This is a genomic window from Thermococcus radiotolerans, from assembly GCF_002214565.1.
Lineage (GTDB): Archaea > Methanobacteriota_B > Thermococci > Thermococcales > Thermococcaceae > Thermococcus > Thermococcus radiotolerans.
The window spans coordinates 288,469-305,554 of the sequence record NZ_CP015106.1 but is presented as its reverse complement, the minus strand read 5'-3'; the positions used below and the strand labels follow the sequence as shown (position 1 = coordinate 305,554).

25 protein-coding genes are annotated in these 17,086 nt (G+C 54.5%); 16 read left to right on the top strand and 9 right to left on the bottom strand.

What is annotated here, in order from left to right; all coding sequences use genetic code 11:
• Window positions 1-53: 53 nt before the first annotated feature.
• The 4 genes from A3L10_RS01680 to A3L10_RS01665 form a co-directional block, all read right to left on the bottom strand.
• Window positions 54-1,193 (bottom strand): SLC13 family permease, encoded by a 1,140-nt coding sequence (locus tag A3L10_RS01680; protein WP_232461001.1) that lies wholly within the window; start codon window positions 1,191-1,193, stop codon window positions 54-56.
• On the bottom strand, window positions 1,132-1,608 hold the full coding sequence (locus A3L10_RS01675; protein WP_088866108.1) for a hypothetical protein: 477 nt from the start codon (window positions 1,606-1,608) through the stop codon (window positions 1,132-1,134). Before A3L10_RS01675 ends, A3L10_RS01680 begins: the two co-directional genes overlap by 62 nt.
• A 71-nt stretch (window positions 1,609-1,679) precedes the next feature.
• Complete coding sequence (locus A3L10_RS01670) at window positions 1,680-2,666, bottom strand: alpha/beta hydrolase family esterase (RefSeq protein WP_088866107.1); 987 nt, start codon at window positions 2,664-2,666, stop codon at window positions 1,680-1,682.
• Window positions 2,667-2,716: 50 nt separating this feature from the next.
• Window positions 2,717-3,274: a DUF998 domain-containing protein gene (locus A3L10_RS01665; RefSeq protein WP_088866106.1), complete on the bottom strand. Its 558-nt coding sequence runs from the start codon at window positions 3,272-3,274 to the stop codon at window positions 2,717-2,719.
• Window positions 3,275-3,474: 200 nt separating this feature from the next.
• Here A3L10_RS01665 and A3L10_RS01660 point away from each other — a divergent pair, with 200 nt between their 5' ends.
• The 9 genes from A3L10_RS01660 to A3L10_RS01620 all read left to right on the top strand — a co-directional run bounded on the left by A3L10_RS01660 (window position 3,475) and on the right by A3L10_RS01620 (window position 9,130).
• Window positions 3,475-4,704, top strand: a complete 1,230-nt coding sequence (locus A3L10_RS01660) for an FprA family A-type flavoprotein (RefSeq protein ID WP_088866105.1) — start codon at window positions 3,475-3,477, stop codon at window positions 4,702-4,704.
• Between the two features lie 103 nt (window positions 4,705-4,807).
• On the top strand, window positions 4,808-5,323 hold the full coding sequence (locus A3L10_RS01655; RefSeq protein ID WP_088866104.1) for a rubrerythrin family protein: 516 nt from the start codon (window positions 4,808-4,810) through the stop codon (window positions 5,321-5,323).
• 79 nt (window positions 5,324-5,402) lie between these two features.
• Window positions 5,403-5,564: a rubredoxin gene (gene rd, locus A3L10_RS01650; RefSeq protein ID WP_088866103.1), complete on the top strand. Its 162-nt coding sequence runs from the start codon at window positions 5,403-5,405 to the stop codon at window positions 5,562-5,564.
• A 10-nt stretch (window positions 5,565-5,574) separates the two neighbouring features.
• A complete protein-coding gene (locus A3L10_RS01645; protein WP_088866102.1) occupies window positions 5,575-5,922 on the top strand; it encodes a class II SORL domain-containing protein in 348 nt (115 codons plus the stop codon).
• Window positions 5,923-6,004: 82 nt separating this feature from the next.
• On the top strand, window positions 6,005-6,676 hold the full coding sequence (locus A3L10_RS01640) for a hypothetical protein (RefSeq protein ID WP_088866101.1): 672 nt from the start codon (window positions 6,005-6,007) through the stop codon (window positions 6,674-6,676).
• A 32-nt stretch (window positions 6,677-6,708) separates the two neighbouring features.
• Complete coding sequence (locus A3L10_RS01635; RefSeq protein ID WP_088866100.1) at window positions 6,709-7,068, top strand: iron-sulfur cluster assembly protein; 360 nt, start codon at window positions 6,709-6,711, stop codon at window positions 7,066-7,068.
• A gap of 3 nt (window positions 7,069-7,071) precedes the next feature.
• On the top strand, window positions 7,072-7,422 hold the full coding sequence (locus tag A3L10_RS01630) for an iron-sulfur cluster assembly protein (RefSeq protein WP_088866099.1): 351 nt from the start codon (window positions 7,072-7,074) through the stop codon (window positions 7,420-7,422).
• Window positions 7,423-7,425: 3 nt separating this feature from the next.
• Window positions 7,426-7,950 carry a ferritin family protein gene (locus tag A3L10_RS01625; RefSeq protein WP_088866098.1) on the top strand — a complete coding sequence of 175 codons (525 nt, stop codon included), beginning with the start codon at window positions 7,426-7,428 and terminating at the stop codon, window positions 7,948-7,950.
• A gap of 130 nt (window positions 7,951-8,080) precedes the next feature.
• On the top strand, window positions 8,081-9,130 hold the full coding sequence (locus A3L10_RS01620; RefSeq protein ID WP_088866097.1) for a DUF835 domain-containing protein: 1,050 nt from the start codon (window positions 8,081-8,083) through the stop codon (window positions 9,128-9,130).
• Between the two features lie 5 nt (window positions 9,131-9,135).
• On the opposite strand, the gene A3L10_RS01615 is transcribed toward A3L10_RS01620, so the two are convergent.
• The 3 genes from A3L10_RS01615 to dps all read right to left on the bottom strand — a co-directional run bounded on the left by A3L10_RS01615 (window position 9,136) and on the right by dps (window position 10,603).
• A complete protein-coding gene (locus A3L10_RS01615) occupies window positions 9,136-9,585 on the bottom strand; it encodes a ferritin family protein (protein ID WP_232461000.1) in 450 nt (149 codons plus the stop codon).
• Between the two features lie 120 nt (window positions 9,586-9,705).
• Window positions 9,706-10,008: a ferritin family protein gene (locus A3L10_RS01610; protein WP_088180557.1), complete on the bottom strand. Its 303-nt coding sequence runs from the start codon at window positions 10,006-10,008 to the stop codon at window positions 9,706-9,708.
• Window positions 10,009-10,051: 43 nt separating this feature from the next.
• Window positions 10,052-10,603, bottom strand: a complete 552-nt coding sequence (gene dps / locus A3L10_RS01605; protein WP_088180558.1) for a DNA protection during starvation protein — start codon at window positions 10,601-10,603, stop codon at window positions 10,052-10,054.
• A 103-nt stretch (window positions 10,604-10,706) separates the two neighbouring features.
• Between dps and A3L10_RS01600 the strand changes: the two genes are divergently transcribed.
• Together A3L10_RS01600 and A3L10_RS01595 are read left to right on the top strand one after the other, a co-directional pair.
• Window positions 10,707-11,084 carry a Fur family transcriptional regulator gene (locus A3L10_RS01600; protein WP_088866095.1) on the top strand — a complete coding sequence of 126 codons (378 nt, stop codon included), beginning with the start codon at window positions 10,707-10,709 and terminating at the stop codon, window positions 11,082-11,084.
• Window positions 11,085-11,201: 117 nt separating this feature from the next.
• Window positions 11,202-11,846, top strand: coding sequence for a hypothetical protein (locus tag A3L10_RS01595; protein ID WP_088866094.1), 645 nt, complete (start codon window positions 11,202-11,204; stop codon window positions 11,844-11,846).
• A gap of 99 nt (window positions 11,847-11,945) precedes the next feature.
• On the opposite strand, the gene A3L10_RS01590 is transcribed toward A3L10_RS01595, so the two are convergent.
• Window positions 11,946-12,425 carry a ferritin family protein gene (locus A3L10_RS01590; protein WP_088866093.1) on the bottom strand — a complete coding sequence of 160 codons (480 nt, stop codon included), beginning with the start codon at window positions 12,423-12,425 and terminating at the stop codon, window positions 11,946-11,948.
• Between the two features lie 54 nt (window positions 12,426-12,479).
• Here A3L10_RS01590 and A3L10_RS01585 point away from each other — a divergent pair, with 54 nt between their 5' ends.
• Window positions 12,480-13,019: a GNAT family N-acetyltransferase gene (locus tag A3L10_RS01585; protein ID WP_088866092.1), complete on the top strand. Its 540-nt coding sequence runs from the start codon at window positions 12,480-12,482 to the stop codon at window positions 13,017-13,019.
• Here A3L10_RS01585 and A3L10_RS01580 read toward each other — a convergent pair.
• Complete coding sequence (locus A3L10_RS01580; RefSeq protein ID WP_088866091.1) at window positions 13,009-13,533, bottom strand: ferritin-like domain-containing protein; 525 nt, start codon at window positions 13,531-13,533, stop codon at window positions 13,009-13,011. The two genes, A3L10_RS01585 and A3L10_RS01580, sit on opposite strands and share 11 nt — an antisense overlap.
• A gap of 363 nt (window positions 13,534-13,896) precedes the next feature.
• Here A3L10_RS01580 and A3L10_RS01575 point away from each other — a divergent pair, with 363 nt between their 5' ends.
• The 4 genes from A3L10_RS01575 to hisB are packed head-to-tail and all read left to right on the top strand — an operon-like array spanning window position 13,897 to window position 17,085.
• Window positions 13,897-14,787 (top strand): ATP phosphoribosyltransferase regulatory subunit, encoded by an 891-nt coding sequence (locus tag A3L10_RS01575; RefSeq protein ID WP_088866090.1) that lies wholly within the window; start codon window positions 13,897-13,899, stop codon window positions 14,785-14,787.
• A complete protein-coding gene (gene hisG, locus A3L10_RS01570; protein ID WP_088866089.1) occupies window positions 14,788-15,429 on the top strand; it encodes an ATP phosphoribosyltransferase in 642 nt (213 codons plus the stop codon).
• Complete coding sequence (gene hisD, locus A3L10_RS01565) at window positions 15,419-16,552, top strand: histidinol dehydrogenase (protein ID WP_088866088.1); 1,134 nt, start codon at window positions 15,419-15,421, stop codon at window positions 16,550-16,552. Before hisG ends, hisD begins: the two co-directional genes overlap by 11 nt.
• A complete protein-coding gene (hisB, locus tag A3L10_RS01560; protein ID WP_088866087.1) occupies window positions 16,549-17,085 on the top strand; it encodes an imidazoleglycerol-phosphate dehydratase HisB in 537 nt (178 codons plus the stop codon). Before hisD ends, hisB begins: the two co-directional genes overlap by 4 nt.
• Window position 17,086: the final 1 nt, after the last annotated feature.

Here is a 17,086-nt window from a genome sequence, read left to right as displayed (position 1 = left end):
AGCAGTTGTGCAAATGTTCTTATAAACCTTCCCATTTCGAAACCCTCAGAGGGTCAGAGCAGGAATATCAGAATCGAAACCACCAAGGCCACCAGAAAGTACGGAATCGAAAACCTGTGGAAGTCCCTAATGCCGATTCCAGAGATGCGGAGGGCTATGAGGTTCGCGAGGGAGCCGATTATTATCCCCGTTCCGCCCAGGTTCACGCCGAGGGCGAGGGGAAACCACTCCGGCCGCGAGCCTATGAAGACCACCGTCGCGGGAACGTTGCTGATGAGCTGGCTCAGACCGGCAGAGGCGAGGAGGAGAACTAGTCCCCCCGAGGGAAGCCAGGAAGAGCCGGAAATCAGGCGGGCAACCTCACCGAAGTCCACGAAGATGAAGGCAAAGGTCAAAACCAGCGCCCAGTCGAAGCCCAGCAAAGCCTCCCTGCCGAGGATGAGCAGAACCAGCAGGGTCAGCGGAAGGGTCCAGAGCGGCCTCCCGGTTTCGGTGAGGAGTATGTCCCCGATCAGAAGGAAGAGCGATGCGGCAAAGAGCCTCGTTTTAATCGCCACTGGGGGCAGCCTCTCGATGGATATTGGCCTTTCCCGTATCGTGAGCGTGAAAAGGACGATGAGGACGAGCCACAGGGTCACGGGGAGCAGCATCGCCCCCACGAACCCCAGAAAGGAAAGGCCGTACGTGTTCCAGATTATGATATTCTGGGGGTTTCCGATCGGAGTCAGCGCCGAGCCGACGTTCGCCGCTATTGCCGAGAGCGTGACGGCGCGGGCGGTGTTTATCCCGGCGAGCCGAGCGGTGATGACGACCAGAGGGATGAAGACGAGCATCGCGGTGTCGTTCATTATCACCGCTGAGGAGAGGGCTATGATGGGAATTAGGAGAAGCATCAGTTTCCGCTCGGAGCCGCCGGAGAGCGATATGAGCCCAATGGAAAGGCGAGTGAAGATTCCCGACAGCTCAAGACCCTTTGAGACGAGTATGAGCGACGTTATCAGGGCCAGGCTCCTCCAGTCCACCAGGTTGGGCGTTCTATCTGGGAGGGAGGGGTCGTTGAGAACCAGGACTAGGTAAAGCACCAGGAGCACCGTGAGGAACCACTCACGTCTTACGAAGCCCTTCAGCCTCTCAAACGCCGTGTCTCCTAACCTCCTCTGTAAGGCCGTAATCCGGGATGAGCTCCTTGCCATCAGCCGAGACGCGGACGTGCAGGATTATAAAGCTTTTCCACGCAACCGGCACGACCCAACAATCCTCTGCACGGAACTCGGCCCCACTGAGAACGCTGAGTTCGCTCAATAGCGCCTGAACCCGCTCCCTAACCTCTTCCGGATTGACTTCGGCTACCATAGACTCCGGCGGCAGGCCCTTTGGAGCCGGGGTTTTCGTCTCAGGGTTGTAGTGAATCCTGTCCACGGCAAAGCTCAGGTACATGACCGGGACATCCACGTGAATGCCATGGGGTGCGTGATGGACGATCGGCGTTCCAGCGGTGAAAAAGGGAAGGGCGTTTTTCACGGTCTCTATCGCCCTCTCGGCAAGCTCCGGCGTGAGCTCCCTCCAGCGGTCGGGTCTTCCTCTTATCGGTGGCGGCACAGGAGACATGGCGAGACCTCCTCAATGAACACCTGCCTACATACCGGGTGTGGAAAAAGGCCGTATAACTTTTTGGGAGCTCAGCCGTTCCTCCGGTGGCCACTGAGGAACTCCCAGATGATTTCGTTGGCGTCCATGTCCCTGCTCGTCCTCCCGATGATGCTCTGGGGGAGGTACTGGTAGCCACCCGGCCACGTGTGACCTCCGCCCTCGATACCGTATAGAACGAGCTCAGCCTCATCGGTGCAGTTCGAGTACCTCTCGACCCAGACGCGCGTTCCGTCTTCGGGGTCGATGTCCGGAAGGTATTCTCTCTCGTGCCTCACGGTGCAGCCGTTTCTGACCGCCCAGTACCCAACGGTTTTCTCGATGGAAACGACCCGCCCAAGCTCAATCGGCCCGAAGTGGAGCTCACCGCCGTTCCAGGGGACTAGGGGGTCGTCAGTCCCAAGTATCATCAGAATCGGGAGGGGGCTATCGGAGGGGCAGTCGTTGTAGAGGTTCTCGGACATGGAGACGCCAACGATAGCCACCGCCGCCAGCCTCTCGGGAATCTCGCAGGCGAGCCGGTAGGTCATCAGCCCGCCGTTCGACATCCCGGTAACGTAAATCCTGCTCCCGTTCACACCGTATTTCGTCACGAACAGGTCGATGAGCGCCGATATGAACGCAACGTCGTCTATGTTCTCCCTCTGCGCGCGATAGCGCGATAGGTTCCGGCCATCGTTCCAGTGCCTCTCTATGCCGTCCGGGTAGACCACGACAAAGCGCTCCCGGTCGGCCAGGGTGTTAAGGCCGCCCCGTGTGAGGCGCTCCATGTCGAAACCGGCCCCACCGCCTCCATGGAGGGCTATCAGAAGGGGTGGATGCTCATCCTTAGAAAAATTCGGAGGAAAGTGTACTATGTACGTCCTCTCCAGCCCGCCAACTCGGATGGAGCCCCTCACATCGCTGGGGTACGGCCTGTGACTCTCAAGAAAAGAGAGGTATCCGGCAACTCCAATCAGCAGAAGAAGGCCCACCGCAATGACCAGAACGCTCCTCCTGTGATTCAGCATACGGCTCATCACTAAACGTTGAACCTCGGGATATATGAGGCTTTTCTTTTCCCATCGGATCACTGGCCAAGCCCGGGTGCGCAATCCCGCTTCCTAACCGAGACGATGACGGTGAAGGCCATTATCAGCGCTATCTCATAGGTCTCTATCAGGGCCACGGACGGCCAGTGGAGAAACGTTCCAACCACAGCCAGGGCGAAGAGAAGCCCGGAACCGTAGCGGATAACCCTATCCTTTGAACCCGCCCCGTAGACCAGCACTCCCAGAAAGAACTGGACGAAGAAGTACGTTGAGACGAATCCGTGCGGCCTCGTTCCGCCGGGGAAAACACCGATGAGTGCAAGGAATATCGCGGAGATGCTGACGTATGCCCCACCCACCGTCCCGAGCTTGTTCCCGGCAGCGAAGATCAGGCAGAGCGAGAACGCGAACACAAACACCGCGGTGATTATCAGCCCGTAGTTGTATATCCACGGAGAGGTTGCCCCTTCGGCCCCGAGGTCGCTGAGGGCGTTTTCAAAGAACGAGAACCAGGGATTTCGGCTTATGCTCCAGGCAACGAAGAGCCAGTAGACCACCCCGCCGGCTATTCCGGAATACCTCAGATACCGTAGCATGGTTCATAATTTGCGGTTGGTGCGATAAATTTTCTGGTTACGGGGTTTGTTCGAAGAGCCGCTCGTAGGCGATATGGGCACATGCCCAACTCTCGCGAGGTAGGGTCCCTTTCAACTTTTGACGCTACCAATTCATTTCCTAACTTTTTGATCAAGAAAGGCTTTTTATTCTTCCGCACCAAATAGGTTCGGTGATAGAAATGCCCGATGTGAAAGTTGAAAAGATTCGCGACGATCCGGAGCTCTACATAATCCGGGTCGATGATGATAGGATAAGGTACTTCGAGGCCACCTGGAGCATTCCCGAGGGGATAACCTACAACGCTTACCTGATGAAGCTCGATGGTGCGACGGTTCTCTTCGACCTGAGCAAGCGGGAATACACAGACCTCTTCATGGAAGCCCTTGGAAAGCTGGTTGATCCAAAGGAGATAACCCATGTCGTAATCCACCACACCGAGCCCGACCACACCGGGGCCCTGCCGGCCTTCCTTGAGGCCAACGGCTACAAAGCTAAACTCATAGGCACGAGCTTCGCGAAGCGCTTCCTGGAGGGCTTCTACGGCGAGAAAGTCGTTGAAAACTTCCACACGATCAAAGACGGCGAGGAGATGAGCATAGGGGGCAAGACGTTCCGCTTCATAACCGTTCCCTGGCTCCACTGGCCGGACACTATGATAACCTACGTAGTTGAGGAGGGGCTCATATTCAGCTGCGACGCCGGGGGAGGCTACGGGATTCCGGAAAGGATAGACGACAGCGACGAGGAGGTCGTTCAGCGCTACCTGCCCCACGTGACCAAGTACATAGTGACCATCATAGGCCACTACCACAAGTACATCGTCCAGAACATCAAGAAGCTGAGAAACCTAGGAATAATTGATGATGCCAGAATGATACTTCCCGGCCACGGACTCATATGGAGGAAGAACCCGGCCAGGATATTCGAGCACTACGAGGCAGTCGGAGCTGGAAAGGCCACGAAGGGCAAGGTTCTGGTGCTCTACGACTCCATGTACGGCTTCGTTGAGAGGAGGATGGAGATAGTCCTCGACGAGCTGAGGAAGAACGGACTGAACCCGGTCGTTTACCGGTTCACGGACAAGGAGGCCCCCGCGGTGAGCGATATACTGGGTGAGGTCCCGGACAGCGAGGCGATAATCATCGGCGCCTCGACCTTTGAGGCCGATATCCATCCCAGAATAAGATACACACTCTTTGAGCTCCTCGACAAGGCCAACTACGAGAAGCCCGTCCTCATCGTCGGTGCCTACGGCTGGGGCGGCGTTGCTGGAAGGAAGATCGAGACACTCATAGCGAGGAGCAAGTTTGATCACGTCGACACCGTTGAGGGCAGGGGAATGCTCAGAAAGGAGGACGAGGAGCGGTTGAGGGAGGCAGTCAGGAAACTCATTAGCTGGATCTCATAGAACCAGCCGCGAACTGTCTTCCAATGGAAGTAAGCGGAAGGGCAAACCAAAGGTTCAGAAAACCGTTATATAGTTTCGTTTCCTCCTTTTTATGGTGTATCCCATGCCAGTTAAGAGAGCAATGACCCGGAAGTTTCTGGAGGATGCCTTCGCCGGCGAGAGCATGGCCCACATGAAGTACCTGATTTTTGCCGAACAGGCCGAGAAGGAGGGTTTCCCGAACATAGCCAAGCTCTTCAGGGCTATCGCCCACGCGGAGTTCATTCACGCGAAGAACCACTTCATAGCGCTCGGGCACCTCGGGAAGACTCCCGAGAACCTGCAGGCGGGCATAGACGGAGAGACCTACGAGGTCGGGGAGATGTACCCCGTCTTCAAGAACACCGCCGAGTTCCAGGGCGAGAAGGACGCCGTGAGAACGACGCACTACGCCCTCGAGGCCGAGAAGATACACGCGGAGCTCTACAAAGCCGCCAAGGAGAAGGCCGAGAGCGGAACGGATATCGAGGTGAAGAAGGTCTACATCTGCCCGGTCTGCGGCTATACCACAGTTGACGAGGCGCCCGAGTACTGTCCAGTATGCGGTGCCCCCAGGGACAAGTTCGTGGTCTTTGAGTGAACCTTTCGCTTTTCCGTTTCTCAAGTTTGAGGCGCAAACCTTATAAGGACGGACTAATAACATTAGGGTGGTGAAAGAAATGGCGAAATGGAAGTGTATAGTCTGTGGCTACATCTACGATGAGGATGAGGGTGACGAGGACGCCGGGATAGCCTCGGGAACCAAGTTTGAAGACCTCCCCGAGGACTGGGTCTGCCCGCTCTGCGGTGCGCCCAAGGACATGTTTGAAAAGATAGAGTGAGGTGGTTGAGATGTTGAGCGGAACGGTAAAGAGTGGAGACTGGAAGGGGGAGAAGCACGTCCCCGTTATAGAGTACGAGAAGGAGGGCGACCTCGTCAAGGTCGAGGTCAGCGTCGGCAAGGAGATACCGCACCCGAACACGCCTGAGCACCACATAGCCTGGATTGAGCTCTACTTCCACCCCGAGGGGGAGAACTTCCCGATCCTCGTCGGCAGGGTTGCCTTCACAAACCACAGCGACCCGCTGACCGAGCCGAGGGCTGTGTTCTTCTTCAGGACCGAAAAGAAGGGCAAGCTATACGCCCTCAGCTACTGCAACATCCACGGCCTCTGGGAGAACGAGGTCACGCTTGAGTGATTTCTCTGCCCCAACCCCCTCTTTTTTGATATCCCGCCTGAGTAACATCCGGAAGGTTTATCTAGGTTGAAGATGACTTTAGATGTATCAATGGTTGGATGCCGGAAAGATGAGGGAACTTTGGTACGATTTAATAATGAGCATTAGTGGTGCTCTGATTCTCGTTGGCATTGTCCTTACATGGATGATACGCAGGAAGATAGAGCGCGTTACTGGTGAATCGCGGACGTCGTCCGCCCTACTGCTTATCGGAGGGCTACTCACGTCGCTGGGGTTCTCCCTCAGTGTGCTAAACGGACGGAACATGAGCCAGACCATGCTCACGCTGATACTCGTTGGTCCCGCCATGATAGGCTACGCCCTCTACGACATGGGATTCCAGGGTGTGAGCGTGAGGCTGCTCCTCCAGAGTGCGGTTCTGCTGCTCAGCCTTCTGGGCGCGGGGCATTACTCCACTGTGACTGTTGACATAGCGTACGTGGGGCCGTTCCTGGCGGTTCTGCTTCTGATGAACGCCCAGATAATAGTGACAGAGGGGAACAGAAGGCGGCTCTTGGTGCTGGCCTCCTGGATGATGGTGCTGTTCTCGTGGACACGCTACTTGCTGGACGAAACCTCGGGAGTGCTCAAGGCGCTCATCGTTGCCCCGTACTCCATCTCAGTCATCGTGTGGGTGATGGTGCTGATCTCAATGTACCTCTCGGTCTCCCCGGACTACCTTCCCCTACCCAGAAGTGGCCAGGAAGGCTTATAACCGGACATGAAAAAGGCCACTTGGTGAGAAAAATGAAGGTTTACATGCCGGGCAGGGAATGGCCGGAGCACTACAGGGCGGTACTTGAGGAACTGGCGAACATAACTGACCCAGTCACCGGAGGGGACATCCTGGACTCTGGAGTCGTTGCAGGCCTGGAGGTTGGTGAGGACACACTCAAGGTCTGGCTCAACTTCGAGAGTCACGCGGAGTACAACATAACAGGTGCGAGTGCCATAGCCTATTCAAAGATAATCGGGGACATAATCGAGCGCTTCGCCCTCGTAAAGTTCCAGAACGTCTACGTCTACGACCTCAAAAACAATCCCGTGGGAGTTTTCGAGAACAAGAGGGGCTACACCATAGAGGACATCAGCACCGAGAGGGTCTAAGATTTGGACCTCCTTAACTTTCTCAAACATCGAAAAACGCCAAAACGACGCCCCAGGGAGGATCTTCCCCCGGAAGTCTCCGAGGTCGTCAAAAACCTGGAGAGGGTAAAGGACCCCGAAACCGAGCTGAACATCGTGGAGGAGGGCCTGCTCTACGGCTTGACTGTAAAGGAAGGGAACGTTGAGGTTTTTCTCCTAATGGCCCGCTCAACGCCGGAGTGTCACGCCTGTCAGATGCTTGCCGTGAACGTTCAAAGCAAGATTTTGAACGACATAGTTTCCGTTCTGAAGCAGGAAGGGTTTAATAAGATAAAGGTTTACAATGAAATTGGACTGTTACTAGCGGAGGGATGATTTATGGTTCCACCTGAACTTGATGAGGGACTCTCCATCGAGAGGGTCAAGGACTTCTCCCTTGAGGAGCTTCTTGGCATGGCCATAAAGTCCGAGATAGGGGCGAGGAAGTTCTACGAAAGCCTTGCCGAGAGGATAGAGATTGAAACCCTGAAAGAGAAGATAGAGTGGCTCGCCGGCGAGGAGTCGAGGCACGAGGCCCTGCTCAGGAAGATGTACGCGTCAATGTTTCCCGGAAAGGAGATCGTATATCCCGCGGAGCACATAGGGCCGGAGCTCAAGCCCGTTGCCCGCGAACTTCAGGGCGTTCAGGACATCGTGGACCTCATACGCTGGGCCATGAGAGCGGAGGAAATCGCCGCCCACTTCTACGAGGAGATCGAGAAAATGGTTGACAGCGAGGACAGAAAGAGGCTCATGCGCTACCTCAGCGACATGGAGAAGGGCCACTACTACACCCTAAGGGCCGAGTACGAGCTTCTCCTCGACTGGGAGATGTACAGCCAGATGATGCACGTTGGACCGTGAGTGTTCTTCCCCTCTTTTTTGTCTTGATTTTGAATGCCTTCATGTTTCCACTACACGGATGGAATGAAATACTCCGGACGGAAAGCTTATAAACGCGCCACACAATGGCAGTAAAAAGCGAGGGATTTAAATGACAGTGAACCTCGAACTCTTCATAGTTTCTATTAAACTCGCCATGACCCTTATATTTCTGAGAGCGTTTATTAAGAGCCAACGAAAATCCGCCCTTCTTCTCTCCCTTGGATGGATGGCAAGCGCCACACTACCTGCGGGGGTTCCGGGCTTTCATGGAATACACATGGAGTCAGTTTTGATTGGCATATCCACATCCTTCACCCTTTTGGGCATACTATTCTTGGTGGAAGAGGAAACTGGAAGGAAATCTCCCCTCGCTATGCATGTGACCCTTCCCGTAATCCCTTCCGCATACGGCGTCCTTGAAGCCCTAATGACTCGAAGCTGCTCCGGCACCTATGTAGTCTCCGGAGTCCTGCTCCTGATAGGGGGAGGGGTTCTCATAGAGTTCCTCTCTAGATACTACCACGGAAAGGCCAAGCTTTTTGGTATGGCCATTCTTCTGTCGGGGATAGCAAGCATGATGTATCCGTTGGCCTATTTCAACGGCTTTATTTCGGACGATGTAGTCGTGTACTTGGCAGCTTCCTTGGCTCTCCTGACAGCCTACGCATACTACGAGGTTATATACAGCAAACGGTTCTTAGCTGTGGAAAAAATCCGGTCAGAGGATAGCTTATCGAGTGTTGATATCCCCGCGGGAGTACATATATTATCATCTAAGGATCTCCAAGAGATTAGTCCCAGACTCGAGGGGTTCCCTGCACTAGCATTTCTAAGGAGTATCGAGCCAAAGAATGGGTGGATAACCTACTGGATAAGGACCATCGAAGGACATAACACCGTCCCCCCAACGTCTCTCTACAAAATAACCCAACTCGTCTCCCAGTATTTCCATGAGATGAAGACAGTGGAGAAGCAGGGAATCGTAATAGTTGAGGCCCCAGAATTTCTCAGGCTGTACAATGATTTCAGGGGCGTTCTGAAGATGCTCTCAGCACTCAGGGACATGGCGGTCCTGTTCAATGGCACGCTGATCATCGTCACGGAGAAAGACGTCTGGAAAAAAGAGGAGTGGACCCTATTAATCAGGACACTCCGGTAACAGGCTCACTCTTTATATTTCGCTATGAGCTCCGCCAGAATCCTGTGGTGCTCCTTCTCGTTCTCAACCAGCGCCTCCGCGAGGCCCTTGAACAGCGGGTGCGTCATCTTCTCGGCCATCTTCTGGTAGGTCTCGATCATGTCCTTCTCGATGTCGAGGTGCATCTCCGCGAAGCGCTTAACCAAGGCCTTCTGCTCCGGTGCGAGTTCGACATCCTTGACTTCGGATACCGGTCCCTCGCCGGCGAGCTTCTCCAGCTCCTTCTGGGCATCGAGGATGGCCTTCATCAGGTGTTTGTGGATTATCGTGTCAACGGCTATCCTTCCAACGAGTTCCTCAACCTTCGTGTACCTGAGTCCCTGGCCTCTCACGAGGGCAAGACCATCGGTATAGCTCGCGGCAGCCTTCTTTTCAGTTTCGTACGCCCTCTTAACAAGGGGTTCAACCATGCACATCACCAGAACTATATGAACATCGAACCTTAATAACGTTTTTCATTGAGTGCAACGGTACATTAACCCACTGCCTAGTGCACGAGAATCGAAGGAAAGGAATGGAAAAGGGGAAGGAAAAGGTCACAGTTCGACCTTTATGCCGGTCTCTTCCTCAACCTCGTCGAAGCCCTCCCTCATGTACCTGAGGAGCTCAGGGTCAACTTCGAGGAGGGCCGCCAAAAACTCCCCAACGTGCTCCTTCTCCTCGTTGGCAACGTCGTAGAAGATGTGCTTTATCCTCTCGTCTTCTATAAGCTCGGCCAACTGCTCGTAGAAGCTTATGGCATCGAGCTCGGCCTCGATGGCCCAGCGTAGGGCCTGGGCTATTTCCTTCTTTGAGAGGGGCTTCTCCCTCCCGAGAAGGTAGGGTTTTTCGGCTAGCATGGTATCACCACGGCATAATACGTCCCGACGTTAATAACCCTTTTCACCTCAGGAATTTCGAAACGAAGGGGCTCTCTCCGGGTTTGGTTCTCCTGAAGTGGCCGCTCGGCTTGCCCGTGAGAAGCTCCTCGAACCAGGCCTCGTGCTCGATCTCCTCGTGGAGTATGGCTAAAGCCAAGTCGTAAGTCCTCGGGTCTTTTCCGAAGGTGTATTTGCATATCTCGGTGTAAACACCGACCGCACAGCGCTCCGCCTCCAGGAGAACCTTGAGGATGTTCTCAACGGTCGGCTCCTCCGGCAGGTATGCGTCGCGGCACCAGGCCATCTTGGAGAAGTCAACGATGTCCCTGGGGAGCTCACCCCCCAGCTCGTATATCCTCGGAACGAGGGCCTCGAAGTGGTTCCTGTCCTCGAGACGGGCGTCCTCGACTATCTCCTTTATCGTTTCGCCTTCCATACCTGCCGCATGGTTCCTCAGAACCGTGTAGTAGTAATAGGTCGTAAACTCCGCGGCCGCGGCCCTAAGGAGCATGTCCAGGAGTTTTTCCACGTCTATTCCTGCTTTCTCAACAAGTCTTCGGTTGTGTTCAGACATAGTTTTCACCATAGACTGTTAGCGTTCCTACTTAATAAAACTTTCTATTTAGAAGTAATTTCTAATTAGAAAGACTTATAAGCCTGGCTGTGTAGGTTAAACCATGTGGAAGGAAAAAGCCATCGAACGGCTCAAGGAGAGCGGATACAAGCTCACGCCCCAGAGGCTCAAACTGGTGGAGATACTCGATAGAATCGGGGACGAACATCCCTCGCTCAAGGATATCCTCAATGAAATCAAAGCGGAATTCCCGACCATGAGCTTTTCCACACTCTACTCCAACGTCCTAACGCTGAGAGAGCTTGGCCTGCTCGAACTCTTCTCCCTGGACGGGGAAACAAGGGTGGAGCTCAACACGGAGCCGCACATCAACCTGATAAGCGGTGGCAAGGTTATCGACTTCAACGACCCGGAGATAATCGAAAGGATAAGGGAGAAAACCGGTCGGAACGTTAAGCTCGTCAACGTTTTGGTGGAATGAAGACAAATACAAAGGGCCACATTAGTCATCTTTCCCTTTCTTAGAGGCGGTAGAGATAGTTCTCTAGAAAAGTCTTTTATAGTACCGTTTCTCTAACACTATAAAGGACGTGATATTATGAAAGTTCTGGTTCTCTCCACCTTGCACCAGTTCCACGGCCACGTGGATTACTACACCTATGAAGACCTCGCGCATATAATTTTGAGTTTTTCACCGGACGTTCTTGCCGTTGAACTGAGGCCTTCCGACGTTGAAGGCAGGGTGCCACAGAAGATAAAGCAGGAGTACCAGAAAAGCGTTTATCCCCTGATTGACAAACTGAAGTGCGAAGTCATCCCACTCGAACCGCCCGAACCGAAGTATTCTGAACTGCTGCAGATAGCGAGGGAATCAATGGAGAACCTCCAGAAAAACAATCCAGAGGCTCTGGAGCATTTCAAGCTCTACGTGGAGGCTTTGTACGAGGTGCTTTTCCAGTGGTGGAGTTCAGTTCTTGACGTCAATTCCTACGAGACGGACCACCATTTTGAGATCAAGCGCAAATACCAGAACTCGTTATTCGGGGACAAGGAGAGTATAGCATGGGAAAAATGGAACCAGCATTTTCTGGAACAGATCCTCAAGGCGAATGAAGGAAAGAGGGACGGCAAAATGCTGGTCTTGGTTGGAGCGGAGCATTCGTACTGGTTGCGTAAGGAGCTTCGTAAAAGGTATGATGTTCAATTATTGGAAGCACCCGAAGTTTTGCCCGATATCATATGATCCTGACGCCCCACACCCCCAGCAATGAAGGGTTAAAAAGCAGGAACCGAGAGTCCCAGCGCTCTCAATTCCTCCTGTGATTCTTTATCACGGTGGAATTCAGTCCACCTCGAGGCTGAAGTCCTGGTAGTCCATCCAAATGCCGGTCTTCATCACCGAATCGTACTGAGCCTTCAGAAGCTCGTAGTGACCTTTCTCAACCTTTGCCAGCTCCTCAAACACGCGCTTGACGTCCTCGTGTTCAGCTTCCCTCGCGGCCATCTCGTAGAACTCCCAAGTCTTCTTTTCCTGATCCATTCCTATCTTTACGGCGTCCACCTCGCTCAGCTTCTTTTCGTCGGCCTCCACCAAGAGGCTCTCAAGGGCAGCCCTGTCGACCGCGGGGAGTTCGCATTTCTCTATGAGCTTTTCGACGAACTTTTCCTCGAACAGCTCCCAGTGGCCTGCCTCTTCGTTTGCCAGAAACAGAAACATTCTCCTAGCCCGTTCGTCGCTGGCCTTTTTCGCCAGCCTTATGTAGAACTTCAACTCAGCCTTCTCGACTTCGAGGGCCAGGGCCAAAGCTTGGAGTTCGTTCATGTTATCACCAAAACGTTTTAGGTTTCGGGTCCTAATAACCTTTGGTGGACAGAGATGAGTATTGAAAGGGTCGAGGAGCCGCTCTCACTGAAGGATGAGCTGGTTCTCTTCGTTTTCAGGGTTTATCAGGGCACGAACGGAGCGTATCCCGCGCTGGAGTGGGTGGAGAACAAGCCGGGCACGGATGACTTTGATGGATTCAGGGAGGTCTACGAGCCGTTCCTCGAGTTCCGCCTGGGGAAGGAGTTCGACGAGCTCTACGTCCTGCGCGATAGTGACGGGAGGATAATCGGCACCGTGGCGCTGGTTTACAACCTTGAAGGCAAGGACGTTTGGTGGGTGCCGGATGAAATCAATGACGCGAAGACGGGACTCATAGAGTTCCTCATGGTTGACCCCTCGTACAAGGGCAGGGGGTACGGCTCCCGGCTGCTGGAGTTTGCGATTGAGAGACTTCGTGAACTCGGCAAGGTGCCCTACGTGATAACCTTCCCCGAGCTTGAGGCTTATTCATATTATATGGGAAAGGGCTTCGTCAAGGTGATGGACTATAAGGAGTTCGTGGTCCTGAAATGGAAAGAGGTCAGAAGTTGAAGTTTATGTCCTTCATCAGCTGGTCGTAGAACTCCTCCTTGTATATGTCTGGATAGCGGGTTATGTAGTCGTACTGCTTGCGGAGGATGTTGTAGTGGTTCCTCTCCATGTCGGCGAGCATCTCTAGGATCAGCCTCGTAGTGTCGGTCGCCGCGTAGCCGGCGAGCTCCTTGTAAAGCTTCTCACTGACGAGCTCTGCCTGCATGGATATCTCGTAGATCTCGTCTATGTTGACGTCTGGCTTCTTGATGACCTCTCCCATCTTCTCGGCGATGACCTTGAACTCGCCCATGAAGTCGATGTCTATCGTCTTCGCCTCCGTTCTTTCACCCTCGAACTTCTCGGCCATCTTCGATATTATCTCGCGGTGCTTGTCCTCCTCTCTCGCCAGGAAGATGAGTTCGTCGCGTATGATGTCGCTCTTGACGAGCGAGGCCAGCTTCTCATAGGCCTCCTTGGCCCTAATCTCGGCGTTTATGGCAATCTCAAAAACTTCCTTGTCAGTTATCTCCATAAAGAATCACCCGATAGAACATCGACGGAAGGGGATATTAACGTTGCGGAAGGTCAACGTTATCATTTCGGCATATATCGGCCATATCCAACCATACCCTTTGAACATACGTCAAATAAATACCAATCACGATGAATTTAGACAGAAAATTTTCGAATAACGTTTTAAACGTTCAACCAGAAGCGGGCATCGGTGGAGGTGGCAAGAATGACCGCAGAGAATCCGAAAGAAATTCGAAAGATTGTCCTGTCGAGCACCGATGTAGTGCCCCTTCCGGTGGATTACTGTCATCATCGTCTGTTCTGATGCCTTTGTTAGAACCCCTGTGAGGGCTGTTTTGATAGCGAATCTGGAGGGGTTAGTATGAGGAAGGGATTGCTAGTGGAGTCAGAGAACCTGTCTGAGGTGGGCAGGTACCTGCGGAGAACCTTCGAGCTGTGGGGCTATCGCGAGATTTTCCTGCCCGCCATTGAGGAGTACAGCGAGAATCTGAGGAAGGGCACGAGATTCGCCTACAACAACGGATTCTACGTTATAAAACCCGACATAACGTCTCAGATATTGGAGAACATCAAGGAGCCCCCTGAGAGGCTCAAGCTCTACTACATCAGCGAGGTTCTTGACGGGGGAGTTAGGGGGCAATGGCAGGCAGGGGTGGAGTACATTGGAGGGGACGTTACGAAGATGGCCGCCGAGGTCATCCTAACCGCCGTAACCGCCCTCGAAGCCCTTGGGATAGAGGAGTTCTACGTAGACGTCGGAAGTCTGAGGGTCTGGGAGGAGGCCACTGAAGAAATAGCAGAGTTCAGAGGGGAGGTCTACAGGGCACTCGTGAGGAGGAACTTTGAGATAATCGAGCGCCTCCCGATAAGCGGGGAGAAGAAGGAGGAGCTCTGGGAGCTCTTCAACTTCTGGGGGAAGGAGAGCGGCTACCGGAAGCTGGACAGAATAGTCGAGGCGGTTAACGACGAAAGGCTGTTCATTGACTTCGGCACCGTTAGGCCACTACCCTACTACCGCGACGTACTCTTCGAGGTTTACTCGCCAGAACTCGGGAAGCCCCTCGGCGGTGGCGGGGAGTACACGTTCAAGGGGAAACCAGCTTTCGGCTTTGCCTTCGATATGGGGGCACTCTCGAAGCTCTTCAAGAAAAAAGGAGACAGGAACCGGAAGAAGCTGAGCGGGAAGCCGGGGGAGGTCTTTGCTGAGGCCAAGAGGCTCGTGAGGATGGGCATCCCTGTGGAGGTGGAGTGAATGAAGCGTTCCAACGGCTCTCCGGTAAGGTTCGTTCTCCCCAAGGGGCGGCTTCTCCAGGGTTCTCTGGAAGTCCTGAAAAAAGCTGGAATCGAGCTGAGGGTTCCGGCCGAGCGGAGGCTCATCGAGAGTGTGGGTAACTACGAGGTCCTCCTGGCGAGGGCGTTTGACGTTCCGGTTTACGTCGAGTATGGAATCGATGTCGGAATCTCCGGGAGCGATGTGGTTGAGGAGCGCGGGAGCGACGTTCTCATACCCCTTGAGCTTCCATTTGGAAAGTGCCGGCTGAGTCTGGCCATGCCCGCTGAGGACACAGTCGAGCCCGAGGATATGGACGGCTACAGAATAGCTACCAAGTACCCGAGGATAACGAGGCGCTTCTTTGCGGGGCTTGACGTTGAAGTGGAAATCCTGAAGCTCCACGGGAGCATTGAGCTGGCGCCGAAGATAGGGATAGCCGACGCGATAGTGGATATCGTAGAGACCGGGAACACACTCCGCGCCAACGGGCTCGTTGAAGTGGAGAAGGTGATGGACGTCTCCGCCCTGCTCCTCGTGAACAGGATAGCCCAGAAAACGAAGTTCGAGGAGATAAACGGTCTCGTCTTTGCGATAAAGGAGGTGATTAGGGATGGATTTTGAGCTTGAGGGCTACGTTGCCGGAATGCTGAGGGACATCAAGGAGAGGGGAATCGAGGCCGTCAGGGAGTATTCCCTCAAGTTCGATGGGTATGATGGTCCTTTCCGTGTAACCGATGAGGAGTTCAACGAGGCGCTGGAAGCGATTCCCGAGAGAGACCGCGAGATAATCCTCCGCACTATCGAGCGCCTGTGGGAGTATCACGAGAGGCAGATGGAGAAGGAGAGGCTGTTCCTCAAAAAAGGCTCCCTATACGGACTGATATACCGCCCGATAAGGAGGATAGGAATCTACGTTCCTGGCGGGAAGCCGCTGCCATCAACGCTGATGATGGTGGCGGTACCGGCGAAGATAGCGGGAGTTAAGGAGATAGCGGTGGCGATTCCGCCGAAGGAGGGCAGAGTGAACCCCTATGTGCTCTACGTGGCCAAGCTGCTCGGCATCGATGAGGTCTACAAGCTGGGCGGCGTTCAGGCGATAGGAGCGATGGCGTACGGCATCGGCATGAAGAAGGTGGACAAGATATTCGGCCCCGGAAACAAGTTCGTCAATGAGGCCAAGAGGCAGGTCTTTGGAGTTGTCGGCATAGACAGCCTCGCCGGGCCGTCGGAGATAGCGGTGATAGCGGACGGGACGGCGGAGAAAGACTACGTTCTGGCCGACCTCCTCAGCCAGCTTGAGCACGGAAAAGACAGCAGGGCGTGGCTCTTGACCACTTCAAAGGAACTTGCCGAATACTGCTCGCGCGAGGGAATAGAAGTCGTACTCTGCGGGAGCCTTGAGGAGTGCACCGAGAAGGCCAACGAGATAGCGCCGGAGCACCTCGAGATAATCACCGCTCGGCTGATGGAGCTCGTTGACTTAATCGAGAACGCCGGTGCAATCTATCTCGGCCCGTACACGCCCGTTCCGGCAGCAGATTACTTCCTCGGCGTCAACCACGTCCTGCCGACGGGGGGAGCGGCGAGATTCAGCGGTGTTCTGACGGTTAGGGACTTTCTCAAGCCGATAAGCATCGCCCAGGTGAGCAGGGAGGAGTTCCTCGCCGAGAGGGAGCTTGGACTGAGGCTGGCAGAGATAGAGGGAATGGCCTTCCACGGGAGGAGCATGGAGGTGAGGAAATGAACAGGAAAACGAGGGAGACGGACGTAACCGTGGAGCTCGACGCGGCCGGAGGGATATTGACTGGCGACAAAGTCCTCGACCACCTCCTCACGGCCCTCTTTTTCTACATGGGTCGGGAGGCGAAGGTTAGGGCCAGCTACGACCTCAGGCACCACCTGTGGGAGGACGTCGGAATAACCCTCGGCGAGGAGCTGCGCTCCAAGCTCCCGGAGAGGTTCGCCCGCTTCGGAAGCGCAATAATGCCGATGGACGATGCGTTCGTGCTGGTGGCGGTTGATATTTCAGGAAGGCCCTACGCGAGCGTTGAGCTCTCCTTTGAGGAGGGTGAAGAAGGCTTCGAGAAGGCCTTAGTGAGGGAGTTCCTCTGGGGGCTGGCGCGTTCTCTGAAGGCAACGATCCACGTGAAAACGCTGAGCGGGGTTAACGCGCACCACGTTATCGAGGCAGCATTCAAGGGACTCGGCGCCGCCCTCGGCAAGGCCATCGGGGAGAGTGGGAAGCTGGAGAGCACGAAGGGCCTGCTGGAGGTGTGAG

What these genes read in the sequence shown, in the direction of transcription:
- A3L10_RS01575 (WP_088866090.1), top strand. Translation starts at nt 13,897, where the DNA reads ATGAGGAAGGGATTGCTAGTGGAGTCAGAGAACCTGTCTGAGGTGGGC.
- rd (WP_088866103.1), top strand. Translation starts at nt 5,403, where the DNA reads ATGGCGAAATGGAAGTGTATAGTCTGTGGCTACATCTACGATGAGGAT.
- hisD (WP_088866088.1), top strand. Translation starts at nt 15,419, where the DNA reads ATGGATTTTGAGCTTGAGGGCTACGTTGCCGGAATGCTGAGGGACATC.
- dps (WP_088180558.1), bottom strand. Translation starts at nt 10,603, where the DNA reads ATGTCTGAACACAACCGAAGACTTGTTGAGAAAGCAGGAATAGACGTG.
- A3L10_RS01635 (WP_088866100.1), top strand. Translation starts at nt 6,709, where the DNA reads ATGAAGGTTTACATGCCGGGCAGGGAATGGCCGGAGCACTACAGGGCG.
- A3L10_RS01580 (WP_088866091.1), bottom strand. Translation starts at nt 13,533, where the DNA reads ATGGAGATAACTGACAAGGAAGTTTTTGAGATTGCCATAAACGCCGAG.
- hisG (WP_088866089.1), top strand. Translation starts at nt 14,788, where the DNA reads ATGAAGCGTTCCAACGGCTCTCCGGTAAGGTTCGTTCTCCCCAAGGGG.
- A3L10_RS01595 (WP_088866094.1), top strand. Translation starts at nt 11,202, where the DNA reads ATGAAAGTTCTGGTTCTCTCCACCTTGCACCAGTTCCACGGCCACGTG.
- A3L10_RS01670 (WP_088866107.1), bottom strand. Translation starts at nt 2,666, where the DNA reads ATGAGCCGTATGCTGAATCACAGGAGGAGCGTTCTGGTCATTGCGGTG.
- A3L10_RS01600 (WP_088866095.1), top strand. Translation starts at nt 10,707, where the DNA reads ATGTGGAAGGAAAAAGCCATCGAACGGCTCAAGGAGAGCGGATACAAG.
- A3L10_RS01665 (WP_088866106.1), bottom strand. Translation starts at nt 3,274, where the DNA reads ATGCTACGGTATCTGAGGTATTCCGGAATAGCCGGCGGGGTGGTCTAC.
- A3L10_RS01625 (WP_088866098.1), top strand. Translation starts at nt 7,426, where the DNA reads ATGGTTCCACCTGAACTTGATGAGGGACTCTCCATCGAGAGGGTCAAG.
- A3L10_RS01610 (WP_088180557.1), bottom strand. Translation starts at nt 10,008, where the DNA reads ATGCTAGCCGAAAAACCCTACCTTCTCGGGAGGGAGAAGCCCCTCTCA.
- A3L10_RS01645 (WP_088866102.1), top strand. Translation starts at nt 5,575, where the DNA reads ATGTTGAGCGGAACGGTAAAGAGTGGAGACTGGAAGGGGGAGAAGCAC.
- A3L10_RS01660 (WP_088866105.1), top strand. Translation starts at nt 3,475, where the DNA reads ATGCCCGATGTGAAAGTTGAAAAGATTCGCGACGATCCGGAGCTCTAC.
- A3L10_RS01675 (WP_088866108.1), bottom strand. Translation starts at nt 1,608, where the DNA reads ATGTCTCCTGTGCCGCCACCGATAAGAGGAAGACCCGACCGCTGGAGG.
- A3L10_RS01615 (WP_232461000.1), bottom strand. Translation starts at nt 9,585, where the DNA reads ATGTGCATGGTTGAACCCCTTGTTAAGAGGGCGTACGAAACTGAAAAG.
- A3L10_RS01585 (WP_088866092.1), top strand. Translation starts at nt 12,480, where the DNA reads ATGAGTATTGAAAGGGTCGAGGAGCCGCTCTCACTGAAGGATGAGCTG.
- A3L10_RS01655 (WP_088866104.1), top strand. Translation starts at nt 4,808, where the DNA reads ATGCCAGTTAAGAGAGCAATGACCCGGAAGTTTCTGGAGGATGCCTTC.
- hisB (WP_088866087.1), top strand. Translation starts at nt 16,549, where the DNA reads ATGAACAGGAAAACGAGGGAGACGGACGTAACCGTGGAGCTCGACGCG.
- A3L10_RS01680 (WP_232461001.1), bottom strand. Translation starts at nt 1,193, where the DNA reads ATGGCAAGGAGCTCATCCCGGATTACGGCCTTACAGAGGAGGTTAGGA.
- A3L10_RS01640 (WP_088866101.1), top strand. Translation starts at nt 6,005, where the DNA reads ATGTATCAATGGTTGGATGCCGGAAAGATGAGGGAACTTTGGTACGAT.
- A3L10_RS01590 (WP_088866093.1), bottom strand. Translation starts at nt 12,425, where the DNA reads ATGAACGAACTCCAAGCTTTGGCCCTGGCCCTCGAAGTCGAGAAGGCT.
- A3L10_RS01620 (WP_088866097.1), top strand. Translation starts at nt 8,081, where the DNA reads ATGACAGTGAACCTCGAACTCTTCATAGTTTCTATTAAACTCGCCATG.